Source organism: Serpentinimonas sp. SSL01, from assembly GCF_056323735.1.
Map to the genome: position 1 here is coordinate 1,388,258 of NZ_CM150487.1, position 16,697 is coordinate 1,404,954.

Annotated in this window: 17 protein-coding genes; all 17 read right to left on the reverse strand. The window is 68.2% G+C overall.

The genetic code is table 11. The features are described from left to right. Positions 1-68: 68 nt before the first annotated feature. The 17 genes from ACVMK0_RS06565 to tsf all read right to left on the reverse strand — a co-directional run bounded on the left by ACVMK0_RS06565 (position 69) and on the right by tsf (position 16,684). A complete protein-coding gene (locus ACVMK0_RS06565) occupies positions 69-839 on the reverse strand; it encodes a TrmH family RNA methyltransferase (protein WP_476463320.1) in 771 nt (256 codons plus the stop codon). Next, positions 836-1,468, reverse strand: a complete 633-nt coding sequence (gene rnhB / locus ACVMK0_RS06570) for a ribonuclease HII (protein WP_476463321.1) — start codon at positions 1,466-1,468, stop codon at positions 836-838. Before rnhB ends, ACVMK0_RS06565 begins: the two co-directional genes overlap by 4 nt. Then, positions 1,440-2,558, reverse strand: coding sequence for a lipid-A-disaccharide synthase (gene lpxB, locus ACVMK0_RS06575; RefSeq protein ID WP_045537760.1), 1,119 nt, complete (start codon positions 2,556-2,558; stop codon positions 1,440-1,442). The genes rnhB and lpxB overlap by 29 nt, the downstream gene beginning before the upstream one ends. A 73-nt stretch (positions 2,559-2,631) precedes the next feature. After that, a complete protein-coding gene (locus tag ACVMK0_RS06580; protein ID WP_476463322.1) occupies positions 2,632-3,729 on the reverse strand; it encodes a DegT/DnrJ/EryC1/StrS family aminotransferase in 1,098 nt (365 codons plus the stop codon). A 53-nt stretch (positions 3,730-3,782) separates the two neighbouring features. Beyond that, a complete protein-coding gene (locus tag ACVMK0_RS06585) occupies positions 3,783-4,727 on the reverse strand; it encodes a Gfo/Idh/MocA family protein (RefSeq protein ID WP_250960223.1) in 945 nt (314 codons plus the stop codon). Next, positions 4,724-5,563, reverse strand: a complete 840-nt coding sequence (gene lpxA / locus ACVMK0_RS06590) for an acyl-ACP--UDP-N-acetylglucosamine O-acyltransferase (RefSeq protein WP_476463323.1) — start codon at positions 5,561-5,563, stop codon at positions 4,724-4,726. The genes ACVMK0_RS06585 and lpxA overlap by 4 nt, the downstream gene beginning before the upstream one ends. Then, a complete protein-coding gene (fabZ, locus tag ACVMK0_RS06595; protein WP_045537762.1) occupies positions 5,560-6,015 on the reverse strand; it encodes a 3-hydroxyacyl-ACP dehydratase FabZ in 456 nt (151 codons plus the stop codon). The genes lpxA and fabZ overlap by 4 nt, the downstream gene beginning before the upstream one ends. Continuing rightward, positions 6,012-7,055: a UDP-3-O-(3-hydroxymyristoyl)glucosamine N-acyltransferase gene (lpxD, locus tag ACVMK0_RS06600; protein ID WP_476464655.1), complete on the reverse strand. Its 1,044-nt coding sequence runs from the start codon at positions 7,053-7,055 to the stop codon at positions 6,012-6,014. Before lpxD ends, fabZ begins: the two co-directional genes overlap by 4 nt. A 25-nt stretch (positions 7,056-7,080) precedes the next feature. Then, a complete protein-coding gene (locus ACVMK0_RS06605) occupies positions 7,081-7,629 on the reverse strand; it encodes an OmpH/Skp family outer membrane protein (protein WP_476463324.1) in 549 nt (182 codons plus the stop codon). After that, positions 7,629-9,944, reverse strand: a complete 2,316-nt coding sequence (bamA, locus tag ACVMK0_RS06610; protein WP_476463325.1) for an outer membrane protein assembly factor BamA — start codon at positions 9,942-9,944, stop codon at positions 7,629-7,631. Before bamA ends, ACVMK0_RS06605 begins: the two co-directional genes overlap by 1 nt. Positions 9,945-9,957: 13 nt before the next feature. Then, positions 9,958-11,319 carry an RIP metalloprotease RseP gene (gene rseP / locus ACVMK0_RS06615; protein ID WP_476463326.1) on the reverse strand — a complete coding sequence of 454 codons (1,362 nt, stop codon included), beginning with the start codon at positions 11,317-11,319 and terminating at the stop codon, positions 9,958-9,960. 75 nt (positions 11,320-11,394) lie between these two features. Beyond that, positions 11,395-12,570, reverse strand: coding sequence for a 1-deoxy-D-xylulose-5-phosphate reductoisomerase (locus ACVMK0_RS06620; protein WP_250960218.1), 1,176 nt, complete (start codon positions 12,568-12,570; stop codon positions 11,395-11,397). 38 nt (positions 12,571-12,608) lie between these two features. Continuing rightward, the gene (locus tag ACVMK0_RS06625; protein WP_250960217.1) at positions 12,609-13,436 is read right to left on the reverse strand and encodes a phosphatidate cytidylyltransferase; all 828 of its coding nucleotides are present in this window, start codon (positions 13,434-13,436) and stop codon (positions 12,609-12,611) included. 9 nt (positions 13,437-13,445) lie between these two features. After that, on the reverse strand, positions 13,446-14,201 hold the full coding sequence (gene uppS, locus ACVMK0_RS06630; RefSeq protein WP_476463327.1) for a polyprenyl diphosphate synthase: 756 nt from the start codon (positions 14,199-14,201) through the stop codon (positions 13,446-13,448). A 14-nt stretch (positions 14,202-14,215) separates the two neighbouring features. Beyond that, positions 14,216-14,776, reverse strand: a complete 561-nt coding sequence (gene frr / locus ACVMK0_RS06635; protein ID WP_476463328.1) for a ribosome recycling factor — start codon at positions 14,774-14,776, stop codon at positions 14,216-14,218. Between the two features lie 106 nt (positions 14,777-14,882). Beyond that, positions 14,883-15,593: a UMP kinase gene (gene pyrH / locus ACVMK0_RS06640; protein WP_045535857.1), complete on the reverse strand. Its 711-nt coding sequence runs from the start codon at positions 15,591-15,593 to the stop codon at positions 14,883-14,885. 167 nt (positions 15,594-15,760) lie between these two features. Continuing rightward, complete coding sequence (gene tsf, locus ACVMK0_RS06645; RefSeq protein WP_045535858.1) at positions 15,761-16,684, reverse strand: translation elongation factor Ts; 924 nt, start codon at positions 16,682-16,684, stop codon at positions 15,761-15,763. Positions 16,685-16,697 lie beyond the last annotated feature (13 nt).

Genomic DNA, 16,697 nt, shown 5'->3' on the forward strand with positions numbered 1-16,697 from the left:
ACCCACCGCCACCGGTTGACACACCGCCACCGGGGCATACCGCCACCGGGGCAATCACCGGGCCTTGTTCAACCCAGCCGCTGCACCGCGCTGGCGTGCAAACAAATGGCGGCGGCGGCGGCGACGTTGAGCGATTCCTCGCCGCCGGGCTGGGCGATGCGCAGGGTGTGGCTGGCAGCGGCCAGCAGCGCTGGGCTCACGCCCTGCCCTTCGTGGCCGAACAACCAGGCGCAGGGCCAAGGCAGCGCGGCTTGGTGCAGCCACCGGCCTTGGTGCGAGCTGGTGGCCAGCAGCGGCAGATCGAGTGCCGCCAGATCGTCTGGGTGCAAGCCTTCGACCAGGCGCAAGCCAAAATGCGCCCCCATGCCGGCGCGCAGCACCTTGGGCGCCCACAGCGCCGCCGTGCCCTTGAGCGCCAGCACCTGCTCAATACCGAGGGCGGCGGCGCTGCGCAGGATCGAGCCGACGTTGCCCGGATCTTGCAAGCGATCGAGCAGCACCGTGGGCCGCCCGGGCTGGCACGCCGCGGCGGCGGGCAACGGCCACAAAAAACCGACCGGCGCGCTCGAGCCCAAGCCGCTGACGCCGGCCAGCAGGCTGTCGGCCAGCGCCACGCGGCGCACGCTGGGGGGCAAGCTCCAGGCCGTGTCCCAGTGCGGGGCCGATTCGGCGCGCAGCAGCACCGTGGGCAACTGGCCGCGGGCCAGCAGGGCGCGGCACAGGTGCTCGCCTTCGAGCCAGACCAGCCCCAGCTCGCGGCCGGCGGCAGGGTCGTTGGCCAAGCGGCGCAGTTGCTTGAGCAGCGCGTTGTCGCGCGAGCGGATGGTTTCGGTGTTCATAAGGGACAGGCTGCGGCCAGCAGCGCCGCCACCGGGGCAAAACCGCGCCGGTGCAGGGGCGTGGGCCCTAGGCGCTGCAGCGCCTCGAGGTGCAGCGCAGTGCCGTAGCCTTTGTGGCGGTCAAAGCCGTAATCGGGGTACTGGGCGTGCCAGTCGAGGCACAGGCGGTCGCGCTGCACCTTGGCCAGGATGGAAGCCGCCGCGATCGCCGCCACCCGGTCGTCGCCGCGCACCACGGCTTGCGCGGGCAGGTGGAGGGCGGGCAAGCGGTTGCCATCGACCAGCACCTGCGTAGGGCGCAGCCGCAGGCCGGCCACGGCGCGCTGCATCGCCAGCAGCGTGGCTTGCAAGATGTTGAGGCGCTCGATTTCTTCGACGCTGGCCTGGGCCACCGAGCAGCACAGGGCGCGGTCGTGGATCAGCTCGCACAGCTGCGCGCGCCGCTTGGGCGTGAGCTTTTTGGAGTCGCGCAAGCCCGCGATCGGTTTGCGCGGGTCGAGCATCACGGCAGCGGCCAGCACCGGCCCGGCCAGCGGGCCGCGCCCGGCTTCATCGACGCCGGCCACCAAGCCCGGCGGGGCCCAGCCCAAGGTGTAGCCGTCAGGCTTGGAGGATTTGCGCGATCGCATGGCTGGCACGGGCGGGCATGTCTTGCCGCAGTTGCAGGTGCATGTCGGTAAAGCGCTGGCGCAGGCGCGCCACCGCTGCCGGGTCGTCGAGCCAGGCCAAGGTGGCGCGCGCCAGCGCCTCGGGCTGCGCCTGCTGCTGCAGCAGCTCGGGCACCAGGCTTTGCTGGCACAAAATGTTGGGCAACCCGATCCAGGGCGTGCGCCGCTGCTGGTTGGCCACCCACCACGAGAGCCACTGCATGCGGTAGGCGATGACCATCGGGCGCTTGTGCAGCGCGCACTCCAGCGTGGCGGTGCCGCTGGCCACCAGTGCCACGTCGCAGGCCGCCTGCACGGTGTGCGCCTGCCCCAGCACCAGCTGCACCCGCGCCTCCATGCCGGTGGTACGCAGCGCCTGCTCCAGCGTGGGGCGCAGGCCCTCGTGCGTGGGCAGCACGAAGCGCAGCTGCGGGCGCTGCTGCGCCATCAGGCGCGCGGCGTGCAAAAAAGGCATGGCCAGCGCGGCGATCTCGGCCACCCGGCTGCCCGGCAGCAGCGCCACCACGGTGGCCTCGGGATCCAGCCCGAGGCGCTGGCGCGCGCCAGCTTGGTCGGGCTCGAGCGCGATCAGGTCGGCCACCGGATGCCCCACAAAGGTGCCGGCGATGCCGTGGCGCGCCAGCAGCTCGGGCTCGAAGGGAAACAGGCACAGCACGTGGCGCACGCTGCGCCGGATGGCGTGCACGCGCCCGGGGCGCCAGGCCCAGATCGAGGGGCAGACCAGTTGGATCGCCGGGATGCCAGCGCGGTTCAGCTGGCGCTCCAGCGGCAGGTTGAAGTCGGAGGCATCGACCCCGAGGTACAGATCGGGGCGCTCGCGCAGCAAGTCGGCGGCGTAGCGGCGCCGGATGGCGCTGATGCGCCGGTAGGCCCACAGGCCCTCGACCAGCCCGCGCACGGTGAGCTCGTCGCAGCTGTGGTGCGCCACAAAGCCCTGCGCCTGCATCAGCGGCCCGCCGATGCCGCTGGCCTGCAAGCCACTCCAGCGCTGGCGCATGCCCTGCAGCAGCAAGGCGGCCAGTTGGTCGCCCGAGCGTTCGGCCGCCACCATGGCCACGCGCAAGCCCGCGCCCGGCGGCGACGGGCCTAGGCTGGCCGGGCTGGCTGAGCTGGCAGGGCCCACATCAAACCAGCGCCTGGCGGATCACGGCGCAGATTTCGTCGATGGCCGCGTCGCTGAGCTCGGGGTAGATCGGCAGCGACAGGCAGCGCTGCGCCACCGACTCGGTGACTGCAAAGGTCTGCCCTGCGGCCTCGGCGGCAAACACTTTTTGCTGGTGCAGCGGCACCGGGTAGTAGATCGCGCTGGCGATACCGGCTGCGGTGAGTGCCTGCTGCACCTGGGTGCGTTGCTCGCACAGCAGCGTGTATTGGTGATAGACGTGCCGTCCGATGCCGTCTTCAAACGGTGTCTGCAACGGCAAGCCCGCCAGACCGGCCTGGTAGCGCTGCGCCACCCGGCGCCGCTGCTGGTTGTAGTGGTCGATGCGCGCCAGCTTGGCGCGCAGCACCACCGCCTGCAGTTCGTCGAGGCGGCTGTTGTAGCCGATGATGTCGTGGTAGTAGCGCACCTTGCTGCCGTGGTTGCGCAGCATGCGCAGCGTCTCGGCCAGCGCGTCGGATTGGGTCGTGACCATGCCGCCGTCGCCGAAGCAACCTAGGTTTTTGCTGGGGAAAAAGCTGAACGCCGCCACGTCGCCGATGGCCCCGGTCTGGCGCCCACCCACCGTGGCACCGAATGACTGGGCGCAGTCTTCGATCAGGTGCAGGCCGTGCTGCTGCGCCAGCGCCTGCAGCGCACCCAAGTCGGCCGGTTGGCCAAACAGGTGCACCGGCAGCAGCGCCTTGGTGCGCGGCCCGATGGCGCGCGCCACCTGCGCCACGTCGATGTTGAAGCTGCGCGGGTCGATATCGACAAACACCGCTTTGGCGCCCACATAGGCGATGGCCTCGGCGGTGGCGATGAAGGTGAAGGGCGTGGTGATGACCTCGTCGCCCGGCCCCAAGCCGAGGGCGCGCAGCGCCAGGTGCAGCGCGTCGGTGCCGTTGGCGCAAGAGATGGCGTGTTTGACGCCCAAGTATGCGGCGGCCTCGGCCTCGAAGGCCTGCACGTTGGGGCCGAGGATGAACTGCGTGGCCTCCAGCGCCGCCAGCAGCGCCGGTTCGAGCTGGGGTTTGAGTTCGCGGTACTGGGTGGCCAGATCGACCATCGGGATGCGCATGGCGGGGCTTTCTAAGGCGTCAAAGGAGGCAGAAGGGGCAAAGGGGGCAAAAATCAGGCAATGAGCTCGGTGGCAGCGCTGATGCGCTGCACCGCCGCCAGCGCCCGGCGTCCGGCGCGGCCACCGACCTTGGGCGCGCGCCCCTCGCGCACGCTGGCCACGAAATCGGCGATCTCGTTTAGCAGCGCGTCGGCTTCGCCGAAGGTCTGCAGCTGGCGCTCGATCGCCGCTTCGGGGGCGGTGTGCGGGTCGGCGTCGGTGGCGCGGTAGCTCACCAGTTGGCGGCTGCCAAAATCGAGCGAATGGCAGGCGCGGTCTTGGAACACGCGCATCTTGCGCTCGCTCTTGTTGCTCACGCGGCTGGCGGTGACGTTGGCCACGCAGCCGTTGGCAAAGCGGATGCGGGCGTTGGCGATGTCGATGTCGGCGGTGAGCACACGCGCGCCGCTGCTGTCTATGCTCACGATCTCGCTGTCCACCAGCGACAAGATCAAGTCCACGTCGTGGATCATCAGGTCCAGCAGCACGCTCACGTCGGTGGCGCGCGGCTTGAACGGGGCCAGCCGGGTGCTCTCGATAAAGCGCGGGCGCTGCAGCAGCGGCTCGAGCGCCAGCGCCACCGGGTTGAAGCGCTCGAGGTGCCCAACCGCCAGCCTCAGGCCGCGCTGCTCGGCTATGGCGATCATCTCGTCGGCCTGCTCAAGCGTGACGGCGATGGGTTTTTCTACCAGCACATGGGCACCGGCGCGCAGAAAATCGAGCGTCACGGCGTGGTGCGCCTGCGTCGGCACGACCACGCTCACGGCATCGACTTGGCCCAGCAGTTCGTGGTAGTCGGCCACGGCGCGGCAGCCCAGTGGCTGGGCCACGGCCTGGGCCACGTCGAGGCGGCTGTCGGCCACCGCGACCAACTCGCAGCCGGGCAGCTGGGCGTATTTCTGGGCGTGAAACTTGCCCAAGTACCCAACCCCGATCACGGCACAGCGCAGCGGCTTCATGCGCCCTCCCCCACAGCGCCCTCGGCCGCTTCGCTGCGCGCGCGCCGGCGCACGATGCCGGGCTTGCCGACACCGGCCAGAAAATCGCTCATCAGCGCCACATCTGAGGCGGCCTCGGGGTGCTGCGCGAGCAAGGCGGCGATGCGCGGCTGCGCTGCCTGCAGCGTCAGGTTTTCGCGGTACAGCGCCTTGTACATGGCGCGCACGGCGGCGATGCGCGCCGGGCTGAAGCCGCGCCGGCGCAGCCCTTCGGCGTTGACGTTGCGTGCCACCGCCGGCTGCCCTTGGCAGACCACGAACGGCGGCAAGTCGGCAAACAGCAGCGCGCACATGGCCGTGAAGCTGTGCGCGCCTAGGCGCAAAAACTGGCGCACCACGGTAAAGCCGCCCAAAATCACCCAGTCGCCCACCTGCACGTGGCCGGCGAGCTGGGCGTTGTTGGCAAACACCGTGTGGCTGCCCACTTGGCAGTCGTGCGCCAGGTGCACGTAGGCCATGAGCATGTTGTCGTCACCCACGCGGGTCACGCCGCGGCCGTTGGCGGTGCCGCGGTGCAGGGTGCAAAACTCGCGGATCACGTTGCGGTCGCCGATTTCGAGCCGGGTCGGCTCACCGGCGTATTTTTTGTCCTGCGGCGCCCCACCCAAGGCGGCGTAGCTGTGGATGGTGTTGTGCGCGCCGATGCGCGTGTGGCCCTCGAGCACGCAGTGGCTGCCGATGGCGCTGCCCTCCCCGATCTGCACGTGCGGGCCGATGAGGCTGTAGGCTCCGACTTGCACCGTGGGGTGCAGCTGCGCCGCCGGGTCGATGAGCGCGGTGGGGTGGATCAAACTCATGCGGCGCCTTCGCTGGCGATGCGGCGCATGGTGCACATCAGTTCGGCCTCGCAAGCCACCTCGTCGCCCACCCGGGCCACGCCCTTGAACTTGAAAATGCCGGCCTTGGAGCGCTCGAGCGTGACGTGCATGAGCAACTGGTCGCCCGGCTCCACCGGGCGCTTGAAGCGCGCGCCATCGACACCGGCGAAGTAATAGACTGAGTTTTCGTCCAGCTCCAGCCCCAGGGTGTCGAAGGTCAGCAGCGCCGCCGTTTGCGCCAGCGCCTCGAGCATCAGCACCCCCGGAAACACCGGCCGGTGCGGAAAATGCCCGGTGAACTGCGGCTCGTTCACGCTCACGTTTTTGAGCGCGCGGATGGAGCGGCCCTTTTCGATTTCCAGCACCCGGTCCACCAGCAAAAATGGGTAGCGGTGCGGCAGTTTTTTCAGAATTTGGTGGATGTCCATCAGGATTTTTTTTCAAGGACTTTGATGCGTTGCCGCAGCGCGTACAACTGGCGCAGCGTGGCAGCGTTTTTTTCCCAATTCGCATTGTCGTCGATCGGGAACGCGCCGCTGTACTGGCCCGGCTTGAGGATCGAGCGCGAGACCAAGGTGGCGGCGGTGATGTGCACGTGATCGACGATGCGCAGATGCCCGAGCACCCCGGCACCGCCGCCGAAGGTGCAGTGCGCGCCGATCTGGGCGCTGCCCGCCACCCCCACGCAGCCGGCCATGGCGGTGTGCGCGCCGATGCGCACGTTGTGGCCGATCTGGATCAGGTTGTCGAGCTTGACGCCGTCTTCGAGCACGGTGTCGTCGAGTGTGCCGCGGTCGATGCAGGTGTTGGCCCCGATTTCGACCTCGTCGCCAATGCGCACCGCGCCCAGTTGCTCGATCTTGAGCCAGCGCTCTTCGTGAGCGGCAAAGCCAAAGCCGTCGGCCCCGATCACCGCCCCGCTGTGCACGATGCAGCGCGCACCCAGCGTGCAATCGTGGCCGATCACCACCTGCGCCGCCAGTCGCGCCTGGGCGCCGATGCGCGCCCGCGCGCCGATCACGCATTGGGCCCCGATCTCGCTGCCGGCGCCGATCTGCGCCCCGGCCTCGACCACCGCAAAGGCCCCTAGGCGCACCCCGGCAGCCAGTTCGGCGCTGGGGTGCACCCAAGCGCTGGGGTGGATGGCGGGCTCGGCGGGGTCGGCGGCAGCGCGCTGCGCCGCCAGCTGGCGCGAGCGCCACCACTGCGTCAGGCGGGCAAAGTAGGGGTAGGGCTGCGGCGTCTCGATGCAGGGCCCGCGGGCGCTGGCGCGCGGCACCAGCTCGGGCGGCACGATCAGCGCTGCGGCCTGCGTGCTCTCGATCGCCGCCGCGTGGCGCGCCTGCCCCACAAAGGCGAGCCGATCGGGCCCGGCGCTTTCGAGCGAGGCCAAGCCAGCGATCGCGCGCGTGCCATCGCCATGCAAAACGCCGCCCAAGGCGGCGTGGATGTCGCAGAGCCGAAGCATCAGGTGCCGGTGCCGGGCGACCGCGCCTTTAGCGGGCGGGGGCAGCGGCCGGGGCTGCGGCTGGGGCGCTGTTCAGGCCAGCGATCACCTTGTCGGTGATGTCGTGGCGCGGGTGGATATAGACCGCCTCTTGGATGATGAGGTCGAAGCGCTCGGCCTCGGCGATCTGGCGGATGACGCGGTTGGCGCGCTCGATCACCTGCTGCAGCTCTTCGTTGCGGCGCAGGTTCAGGTCTTCTTGGAAAGCCTGGCGGCGGCGCTGGAAATCACGCTCCATCTCGACCAGCTGGCGCTGGCGCGTGACGCGCTGGGCCTCGGACAGCGTGGGCGCTTCGCGCTCCAGGGCCTCGGAGGCCGTGCGCAACTGGGTGCCCAGCGTCTGCACCTCGCGTTCGCGGCGCGAAAACTCTTGCTGCAGCTTGGTTTGCGCCGCCCGGGCAGCGGCCGAGTCGCGCAGCACGCGATCCGTGTTCACAAAGCCGATTTTGAAGTCTTGGGCCGTGACGGCGAAAGCGGCCGTGGCCAGCAGCAAGGCGGTAAAGAAGGTGCGCAACAGGTGGCTAGAGAAGGATTTCATCAGAACGTGGTACCAATCTGGAATTGAATGCTTTGTGGTTTGTCGTTGGCGAACTCGCGCAACGGCTGGGCATAGGCGATTCTAAGCGGCCCGACCGGCGAGAGCCAGCTGATGCCGATTCCGGCCGAAGCGCGAAAATCGCTGAAGCGCGAGCGCCCACCGAAATCGTCCGAGACGTTGCCGATGTCGATGAAGCCAAACATGCGCAGCGTGCGGTCGTTGCCGGCGCCGGGGAAGGGGGCAATGAGCTCGGTGTTGAGCACCGCCATGCGCGAGCCGCCGATGTACGACAAGGTGCCGGGCTGCCCCTCGATCTCGCTGGTGCCACCCAAGGTGCCCTGCTGGAAGCCGCGCACCGAACCCAGACCGCCGCCAAAAAAGTTCTTGAACACCGGAAACGGCCGATCGCCCAAGCCGCGACCCCAGCCGGCTTCGGCGTTGAAGGCCAACGTCCACTGCGGATTGAGCGGAATAAACTGCTGGAACTGGCCGCTGGCGCGCACGTAACGGGTGTCGCCGGCGATGCCGAGCTCGCCATTGAAGCGCATCAGACGGCCCGAGGTCGGCACCAAGGCGCTGTCGCGGCTGTCGCGCGCCCAACCCACGGTGAGCGGCACCGAAATGGCCGAATCGCCAAAAGCGTTAATGAACTGGCGAAACGCCACTGGCAGGCCGGCGCCGGGCTCGATTCGGGTCTGCTCCACCCCTAAGCCAAAGAACACGGTGTCGGTCTCGGTGAAGGGGACACCAAAACGCACGCTGGTGCCGGCCGTGACCAGCCGATAGTCGCCCTCTTGCTCCGACAGCGGGCGGCTGGTGCGGTAGTACAGATCGAAGGCGCGCGAGACGCCGTCGGGCGTGAAGTACGGGTTGACGGTGCTGAGCAGCAGCTGGCGGTTGAAGTCGCTGGTGTTCAGGTTGAAGCTGAGCGAATGCCCGGTGCCAAACACGTTTTCTTGGCGGATGCCGGCGGTGAGCGAGAGCCGCTCGGCCTGCGAGAAGCCGGCGCCGATCGACAGGCTGCCGGTGGCCCGCTCCTCGACCGCCACCACCAGATCGACCTGATCGGGCGCCCCCGGCACCTCGCGCGTATCAACCGTGACCTGGGTGAAGAAACCCAGTCGATCGACGCGGTCGCGCGACAGGCGGATGCGGTCGCCGTCATACCAAGCCGATTCGAGCTGGCGGAACTCGCGCCGGATGACCTCGTCGCGGGTGCGTTCATTGCCTTCGATCTCGATGCGGCGCACGAAGGCGCGGCGCGAGGGCTCGGCGCGCAGCACGAACGCCACTTGGGCGTTTAGCCGGTCGATTTCGGGCACCGCCTCGACGCGCGCAAAGGCAAAGCCGAAGCGCCCGAAATGCTCGCCAAAGGCGCGCACGGTCTCGGCTACATCTTCGGCGTTGTAGGCTTGGCCGGGGCGGATGCGGATGAGGGACTTGAACTCCTCTTCGCGGCCGAGGTATTCGCCCTCCAGCCGCACCCCAGAGACCACGAAGCGCTGGCCCTCGGTGATGTTGATGGTGATCGCCATTTCGCCCTTGTCGGGCGAGATCGCGACTTGGGTCGAGTCGATCGTGAACTCGAGGAAGCCGCGCGTGAGGTAGTGCGAGCGCAGGGTTTCGAGGTCGGCGTTGAGGCGCTCGCGCGAGTAGCGGTCGGAGCGCGTGTACCAGCTCAACCAGTTGCCGGTGTCAAGCGTGAACAGGCGCAGCAGGGCGGCGTCGCTGAAGGCCTGGTTGCCCACGATGCGCAACTCGGTGATGCGCGTGATGCCGCCTTCGACCACGTGAAAATTGAGGTTGATGCGGTTGCGCTCCAGTGGCGTGACGGTGGCGGTGACGGTGGCGGCGTACATGCTGCGCGTCAGGTACTGGCGTTTGAGCTCCTGCTCGGCGCGGTCGGCCAAGGCGCGGTCGAAGGGTCGGCCTTCGACCAGCCCCACATCGCGCAGGGCGCGGCGCAACACGTCGTTGTCGAACTCGCGCACGCCGCTGAAGCTGATCTCGGCCACGGTCGGGCGCTCTTCGACGATCACCACCAGCACATCGCCCTCGACTTGCAGGCGCACGTCGGAAAACAGCCCGAGCCCGAACAGGGCGCGGATGGCGGCGCTGCCTTGGTCTTCGGTGAAGGCGTCGCCCACCCTGAAGGGCAGCGAGCCAAATACCGTGCCGGGCTCGACGCGCTGCAGGCCCTCGACCCGGATGTCGCGCAGCGTGAAGGGGGTGGTGGCCCAAGCCGGCAGTGCCAGCGACAGGGAAACCAGTGCGCCCAAGGCGAGGCGGCGCAAGCGCGGTTGCTTGTAGTTCATGAAAAATGCGTTCTCAGCCCAGCAAGCGGGCAATATCATTGAAAATGGCCAGCGACATCAGGCCCAGCAACAGCACGATGCCGATGCGCTGCAAACCCTCCATCCAAGCGTCGGACACTGGGCGCCCGGTCACGGCCTCCCACAGATAATACATCAGGTGGCCGCCGTCGAGCACCGGCAGCGGCAGCAGATTGAGCACCCCGAGGCTGACGCTGATCAGCGCCAGAAACAACAGGAAGCTGGTGAGCCCCAGCGCCGCCGACTGGCCGGCGTAGTCGGCGATGGTGATCGGGCCGCTCAGATTTTGCAACGAGGCCTGACCGCTGAGCATCTTGCCGATCATTTGCAGCGTCAGGTGCGAAACCTCCCAGGTGCGCACCGCCCCCTGCCACAGCCCCTCCAGCGGCCCTGCGGAGCGCTCGGCCATGTCTGGCGTTGCCCCCACGAAGCCCCCGATGCGCCCCACCCAGACGCGCTCGATCTGCTCGGGGCGCGGGGTCACCTCGAGCTCCAGCACGCGGCCGGCGCGCTCGATGTGCCAGCGCTGGGTACGCGGCTGGCCGTCGGCGGCCGACAAACGGATGAGCTGGCGCAGTTGCGCGGCGTCGCGCACCGGCTGGCCATCGACGCGCAGCACCCGGTCGCCGGGCTGCAGGCCAGCGGCGACGGCGGCGCCTTCGGCCGTGAGCTGGCCCAGCAGCGGCGCCGACCACGGCGCCTCGATGCCAATCTGGCGCATGAGCGTGGCGTCGGCGTGGCGCACATCGACCTGCGACAGCTCGAGCCGCACCTCGCGCCCCGGCTCGCCGGGGCCGCTGGCCAGCCACAGCTTCAGGTCTTGCTGCGCCAAGGCAGCGCGCGTGAGCTGCCAGCGCAGATCGCCAAAGGATTCGACCGGCTGGGGCGCGTCTCCCACCCGCGCCAGCGCCACCACCCACTCGCCACCGCGCACCCCGGCGCGCTCGGCCAGCGAGGCCGGCGCGGGCGTGGAGAGCACCGGCTGCGGCTGCGGCACCCCCATCCACGCCACCAGCGCGTACAGCAGCACCGCCAGCAGCAGGTTGGCCGCGGGTCCGGCGGCGACGATGGCCGTGCGCACGCGCAGGCTCTGGGTGTTGAAAGCCAGGTGGCGCTCGGCGGCGGGCACGGCCGCTTCGCGCTCGTCGAGCATGCGCACGTAGCCCCCCAGCGGCAGCGCGCCCAGCACGTATTCGGTGCCGCTGCGCTTTGAGCGCCAGCTCCACAGCGGCTTGCCAAAACCGACCGAAAAGCGCAGCACCTTGACCCCGCACGCCACGGCGACGCGGTAGTGCCCGTACTCGTGCACCGCCACCAGCAGCCCGATGGCCACCAAGAAGGCGAGAAGGGTCAGCATGGGGCGGCGCTGGGCGTGTTCAAATGATTCAAGAGCGTGGCAGGACGGATGGGCGGGGTGGTGGGCTGCGCTGGCTCAATCTTGCCAGCGCTGCAACTGCGCCCGCGCCAAGGCGCGCGCGTGGGCGTCGAGCGCCAGCAGGTCGTCGATTCCATCGGCGTTGGAGGGCGTCCAGGCCTGCAGCGTTCCCGCGTTCACGGCGTGGATGCGGTCAAAGCGCAGGCGGCGCTCCAAAAAGGCCTGCACCGCCACCTCGTTGGCGGCGTTGAGCACCCCGGTGCTGCCGCGCGGGCCGGCCAAGGCCTCCCAAGCCAAAAACAAAGCCGGAAAGCGCTCGCGCGTGGGCGGCTCGAAGGTCAGCGCGCCCAAGCGGGCAAAGTCCAGCGCCTCGGCCCCCGATTCGATGCGCTCGGGCCAGCTCAGGCCGTAGGCGATCGGCACCCGCATATCGGGTGTGCCCAGCTGCGCCAGCACCGAGCGGTCGCGCATCTGCACCATCGAATGGATCACGCTTTGCGGGTGGATCACCACCTCGATGCAATCGGGTGCCACGCCGAACAGGTGGTGGGCCTCGATCACTTCGAGCGCCTTGTTCATCATGGTGGCGGAATCGACCGAGATTTTGCGCCCCATGACCCAATTGGGGTGCGCGCACGCCTGCTCGGGCGTGACGCTGGCTAGGCTGGCCGGGTCGCGCTGGCGAAACGGCCCGCCCGAGGCCGTGAGCACGATTTTTTCCACCCGCTGCGCCCACAGGGCGGGCGACTCGGGCAGGCACTGGAACAGCGCCGAGTGTTCGCTGTCGATGGGCAGCAAGGTGGCGCCACCGGTGCGCACCGTCTGCATGAACCACTCGCCGCCCAGCACCAGCGCCTCTTTGTTGGCCAGCAGCAGCTTTTTGCCACTGCGCGCCGCCGCCGCACAAGGCGCCAAGCCGGCCGCGCCGACGATGGCCGCCATGACGGTATCGACCTCGGGCGCGCACGCCACCTCGCACAGCGCCTGTGGCCCACTGAGCACCTCGATCTGCGTCAGCCCGCGCGCCTGCAGCGCCCAGCGCAGAGCAGGCGCGTGTTCGGGCGCAATCACGGCATAGCGCGGCACAAACTGCTGGCACTGCTGCGCCAATTCTTGCACCCGCTCTTGGGCCGTGAGCGCATAAATGCGATAGCGCTGCGGATGGCGCGCCACCACGTCCAGCGTCTGGGTTCCGATCGATCCGGTCGATCCAAGCACGGTCAGCGTCTGCATGGTTGGGGGGCAAAGGCGCAAAAAGGGAGCGGGCGTGCCTAGGCGGTCACGATCCAGAGCGCCAGCGGCAACACCGGCAACAGCGCATCGAAGCGGTCCAGCAGCCCGCCGTGGCCGGGCAGGATGCGGCTCGAGTCTTTGCGCCCAGCATTGCGCTTGACCAGGGATTCGAGCAAATCGCCCATCACGCTCAAGGCCAGCAGCAGCAGCAGCAAAGCCAAGGCCGGCAAGGGCCCGAGCTGCCACAGGTGGGTGTACAAACTGGGCCCCCAGTGGGCGGGCCACCACTGCAGCCACAGCACACCGAACAACAGCAGCGCCAACGCAGCACTCCACACCCCTTCCCAGGTTTTGCCAGGGCTGATGGAGGGGGCGAGCTTGCGCCGCCCAAAGCGTTTGCCACCAAAATAGGCGGCGATGTCGGCCACCCAGACCAACATAAAAATGCTCAGCAACATACCCAGACCGATGGTCTTGGCGTGCAACAAGGCCCACCACGCCTGCCCCAGCAACAGCAAACCCAGTGCCACGCGCGGCCCGTTGGCCAGCCCATGCCAGCCCTGCACGCCCCGGTGCAACAGCAGGGGCAGCAGCAACAAACACGCCACGGTGGCCAGCGGCCAGAACCAGCTGCCGTCGTAACCCACGCCCACCAAGGCCCACAAACCCAACAGGGCCAGCCCCAGCCCGACTGCAGCCGCCACGGCCACAGCGGGCGAGCAAGCGCACAGGCGCGCCCACTCCCAAGCGGCCACACACACCAACACCAAGATCAGCAAGCCGAAGGGCCAATCGGCGGAGTGCCAGAGCGAAGCCAGCAACAGCCCCAGAAGCCCCAACGCTGTAAGCACCCGCTGCCACAACATGGGCGGCAATCAGGCGACAGCCCGCAAGGGCTGCACCGGTTCCGCAGGGGCGTCGCTGAGCTGCTCCGAGACCCGCCCGAAACGCCGCTCGCGCTGCGCGTAAGCGGCCAGCGCAGCATCAAACTCGGCGCGGTCAAAGGCTGGCCAAAGGGCCGCGGAGAAATAGAGCTCGCTGTAGGCCGCCTGCCAGAGCAGGAAGTTGCTCAGGCGCTGCTCACCGCCGGTGCGGATGATGAGGTCGGGTGGCGGCACGTGCGCCAGCGCCAGCGCCCCCGACAGCGACGCTTCGGTGATGGGCTCGCCGCGTGCGGCCAGCTGCTGCGCCGCCTGCACCACGTCCCAGCGGCCGCCGTAGCTGAAGCAGACGTTGAGCACCAGGCCTTGGTTGGCGGCCGTGCTCTGCTCGGCCTGCGCCAGCTGCTGCTGCAGCTCGCCGCTCAAGGCCAGGCGATCGCCGGGAAAATGCAACCGCACCCCAGCGCGGTCGAGCTCGCCCACTTCGCGCTCCAGCGCCCGCGCCAGCAGCCCCATCAGGCCGCTCACCTCGTCGGCCGGCCGGCTCCAGTTTTCGGACGAAAAAGCAAACACCGTGAGCGCCTGCACGCCGTCATGGTGGCACCAGCGCACCAGCTCGCGCAGTTTTTCCAGGCCCTGCCGGTGGCCGGCCAAGCGCGGCAGATAGCGTTGTTTGGCCCAGCGGCCGTTGCCGTCCATGACAACGGCCAAATGGCGCGGTGCGCCCGCGCGGCGCTCGATAGGGGGCATGGGAGCGCGCAGCCTCAAAAAGCCATCAGCTCTTGTTCTTTGGCGGCCACGATCTTGTCCACCTCGGCGATCATTCGGTCGGTGAGTTTTTGCACTTCGTCTTGGGCGCGGCGGTCGTCATCTTCGGAGGCCAGCTTGTCTTTGACCAGTTTCTTGAGCTGCTCGTTGGCGTCGCGGCGCAGGTTGCGAATAGCCACCTTGGCGTGCTCGCCCTCGCCTTTGACAACCTTGGTGAGCTCTTTGCGCCGCTCCTCGGTCATGGCCGGGATCGGCACCCGGATCAGGTCGCCCTGCGAGGCCGGGTTGAGCCCGAGGTCGGATTCGCGGATGGCTTTCTCGATCTTCGCCCCCATGCCCTTTTCCCACGGCGCCACGCCGATGGTGCGCGAGTCGAGCAGGCTCAGGTTGGCCACCTGCGACAGCGGCAGCATGGCGCCGTAGTAATCCACGTGCACGGTGTCGAGCAGCGCCGGGTTGGCGCGCCCGGTGCGCACCTTGCCCAAGCTGCCCTTGAGCGCCTCGATCGAGGCGTGCATTTTGAGGTCGGCGTTTTTCTTGATGTCGGAAATCTGCATGGTCGTGACTCGCTTGGCTACTCGATAGGCTGGTGTGTAGCGCCGCTGGGGGCTAACCGCGTAGCATACACCGACTCAGAGGCTTGGGGCGGGATTCGAAGGACGCTCAGACGTGCACCAGCGTGCCTTCATCCTCACCTTGAACCACCCGACGCAACGCGCCCGGCTTGAAAATGCTGAACACGCGCACCGGCAGGTTTTGGTCGCGGCACAGGGCAAAAGCGGTGGCGTCCATGACCTGCAACTGGCGCGCCATGGCTTCGTCGAAACTGATGGACTGGTAGCGCACCGCGTGCGGGTCTTTTTTGGGGTCGGCGCTGTAGACGCCATCGACCTTGGTCGCCTTGAGGACGATTTCGGCCCCGATCTCGGCCCCGCGCAGCGCGGCGGCGGTGTCGGTGGTGAAAAACGGGTTGCCGGTGCCGGCGGCAAACACCACCACCTTGCCCTCTTCTAGGTACTGCAAGGCCTTGGGCCGTACGTAGGGCTCCACCACCTGGTCGATGTTGATGGCCGACATCACTCGCGCCTTGAGCCCGCTGCGACCCAAGGCATCGCCCAGCGCCAGCGCGTTCATGACGGTGGCCAGCATGCCCATGTAGTCGGCGGTGGCGCGCTCCATGCCGACCGCGCCGCCCGCCACACCGCGAAAGATGTTGCCGCCACCGATCACCACCGCCACCTGCACCCCGAGCCGCACCACCTCGGCGATTTCCTCGACGATGCGCCCGATGGTGGCGGGGTTGATGCCAAAGGAGTCGTCGCCCATCAGGGCTTCGCCGGAGAGCTTGAGCAGGATGCGCTGGTGGGCGGGCATATGACAGTCTGAATGATGAAGTCGAGCGATTTTAGGGCTTGCGGCGCAACAACGGCCAACCCTTTGCAGAGCTGGCCGTTGAAATATGTGCTGCGGCTGCTGCGGTTATGGCCGCCGTGGCCCCACGGCCACAGCTGCACCAGCATGCGGCCGCTGCTGGCTTGGAATCAGGCCCCCGCTTGGGCGGCCGCCACCTGCGCCGCCACTTCGGCGGCGAAGTCGTCTTGCTTTTTCTCGATGCCTTCGCCGACCACGTACAGCGTAAAGCCCTTGACCGTGGTGCCCGCGGCCTTGAGCATCTGCTCCACCGTCTGCTTGTCGTTTTTCACGAAGGGCTGGTTGAAGAGCGAGACCTCTTTGAGGAACTTCTGCACCCCTCCCTCGATGCGCTTGGCCACGATTTCGGCCGCTTGCACCGGCTTGCCGGCGGCTTCGGCGACCTTGCGGTCTTCTTCGGCCTTGCCTGCGGCCACGGCGCGCTCTTTCTCGATCAGCTCGGCGGGCACCTCGGCGGCGGTGAGCGCCACCGGCTTCATGGCGGCGATGTGCATGGCGGCGTCTTTGGCGGCGGTGGCGTCGCCCTCGAACTCCACCATCACCCCGATGCGCACGCCGTGCAGGTAGGCCGCCAACTGGCCGCCGCCGGCGTAGCGCTTGAAGCGGCGCAGCGCGATGTTCTCACCGATCTTGCCGATCAGGCCCTTGCGCACGTCTTCGACCGTGGGGCCAAAGCCCTCGAGGCTCAGGGGCAACGCGCCCACCGCAGCCACGTCGGCCGGGTTGTGCCGCGCGATCAGGTTGGCGACTTGGTTGCAAAAGTTCAGGAACAGCTCGTTTTTGGAGACGAAATCGGTCTCGCAGTTGACTTCGAGCAAGGCGCCGGTGTGGCCCCCGAGGCTGGCGACCACCACGCCTTCGGCGGTGACGCGGCTGGCGGCCTTGCCGGCCTTGCTGCCGAGCTTGACGCGCAGCAGCTCTTCGGCCTTGTCCATATTGCCATCGGCTTCGGTGAGAGCTTTTTTGCACTCCATCATCGGCGCGTCGGTCTTGGCGCGCAGTTGGGCGACCATGCTTGCGGTGATTGCAGCCATTGTGTGTACTCCG

What these genes read in the sequence shown, in the direction of transcription:
- ACVMK0_RS06580 (WP_476463322.1), bottom strand. Translation starts at nt 3,729, where the DNA reads ATGCGCATCCCGATGGTCGATCTGGCCACCCAGTACCGCGAACTCAAA.
- rnhB (WP_476463321.1), bottom strand. Translation starts at nt 1,468, where the DNA reads ATGCGATCGCGCAAATCCTCCAAGCCTGACGGCTACACCTTGGGCTGG.
- lpxA (WP_476463323.1), bottom strand. Translation starts at nt 5,563, where the DNA reads ATGAGTTTGATCCACCCCACCGCGCTCATCGACCCGGCGGCGCAGCTG.
- ACVMK0_RS06585 (WP_250960223.1), bottom strand. Translation starts at nt 4,727, where the DNA reads ATGAAGCCGCTGCGCTGTGCCGTGATCGGGGTTGGGTACTTGGGCAAG.
- bamA (WP_476463325.1), bottom strand. Translation starts at nt 9,944, where the DNA reads ATGAACTACAAGCAACCGCGCTTGCGCCGCCTCGCCTTGGGCGCACTG.
- ACVMK0_RS06625 (WP_250960217.1), bottom strand. Translation starts at nt 13,436, where the DNA reads ATGTTGTGGCAGCGGGTGCTTACAGCGTTGGGGCTTCTGGGGCTGTTG.
- lpxB (WP_045537760.1), bottom strand. Translation starts at nt 2,558, where the DNA reads ATGGTGGCGGCCGAACGCTCGGGCGACCAACTGGCCGCCTTGCTGCTG.
- pyrH (WP_045535857.1), bottom strand. Translation starts at nt 15,593, where the DNA reads ATGCCCGCCCACCAGCGCATCCTGCTCAAGCTCTCCGGCGAAGCCCTG.
- ACVMK0_RS06605 (WP_476463324.1), bottom strand. Translation starts at nt 7,629, where the DNA reads ATGAAATCCTTCTCTAGCCACCTGTTGCGCACCTTCTTTACCGCCTTG.
- uppS (WP_476463327.1), bottom strand. Translation starts at nt 14,201, where the DNA reads ATGCCCCCTATCGAGCGCCGCGCGGGCGCACCGCGCCATTTGGCCGTT.
- frr (WP_476463328.1), bottom strand. Translation starts at nt 14,776, where the DNA reads ATGCAGATTTCCGACATCAAGAAAAACGCCGACCTCAAAATGCACGCC.
- tsf (WP_045535858.1), bottom strand. Translation starts at nt 16,684, where the DNA reads ATGGCTGCAATCACCGCAAGCATGGTCGCCCAACTGCGCGCCAAGACC.
- rseP (WP_476463326.1), bottom strand. Translation starts at nt 11,319, where the DNA reads ATGCTGACCCTTCTCGCCTTCTTGGTGGCCATCGGGCTGCTGGTGGCG.
- ACVMK0_RS06565 (WP_476463320.1), bottom strand. Translation starts at nt 839, where the DNA reads ATGAACACCGAAACCATCCGCTCGCGCGACAACGCGCTGCTCAAGCAA.
- ACVMK0_RS06620 (WP_250960218.1), bottom strand. Translation starts at nt 12,570, where the DNA reads ATGCAGACGCTGACCGTGCTTGGATCGACCGGATCGATCGGAACCCAG.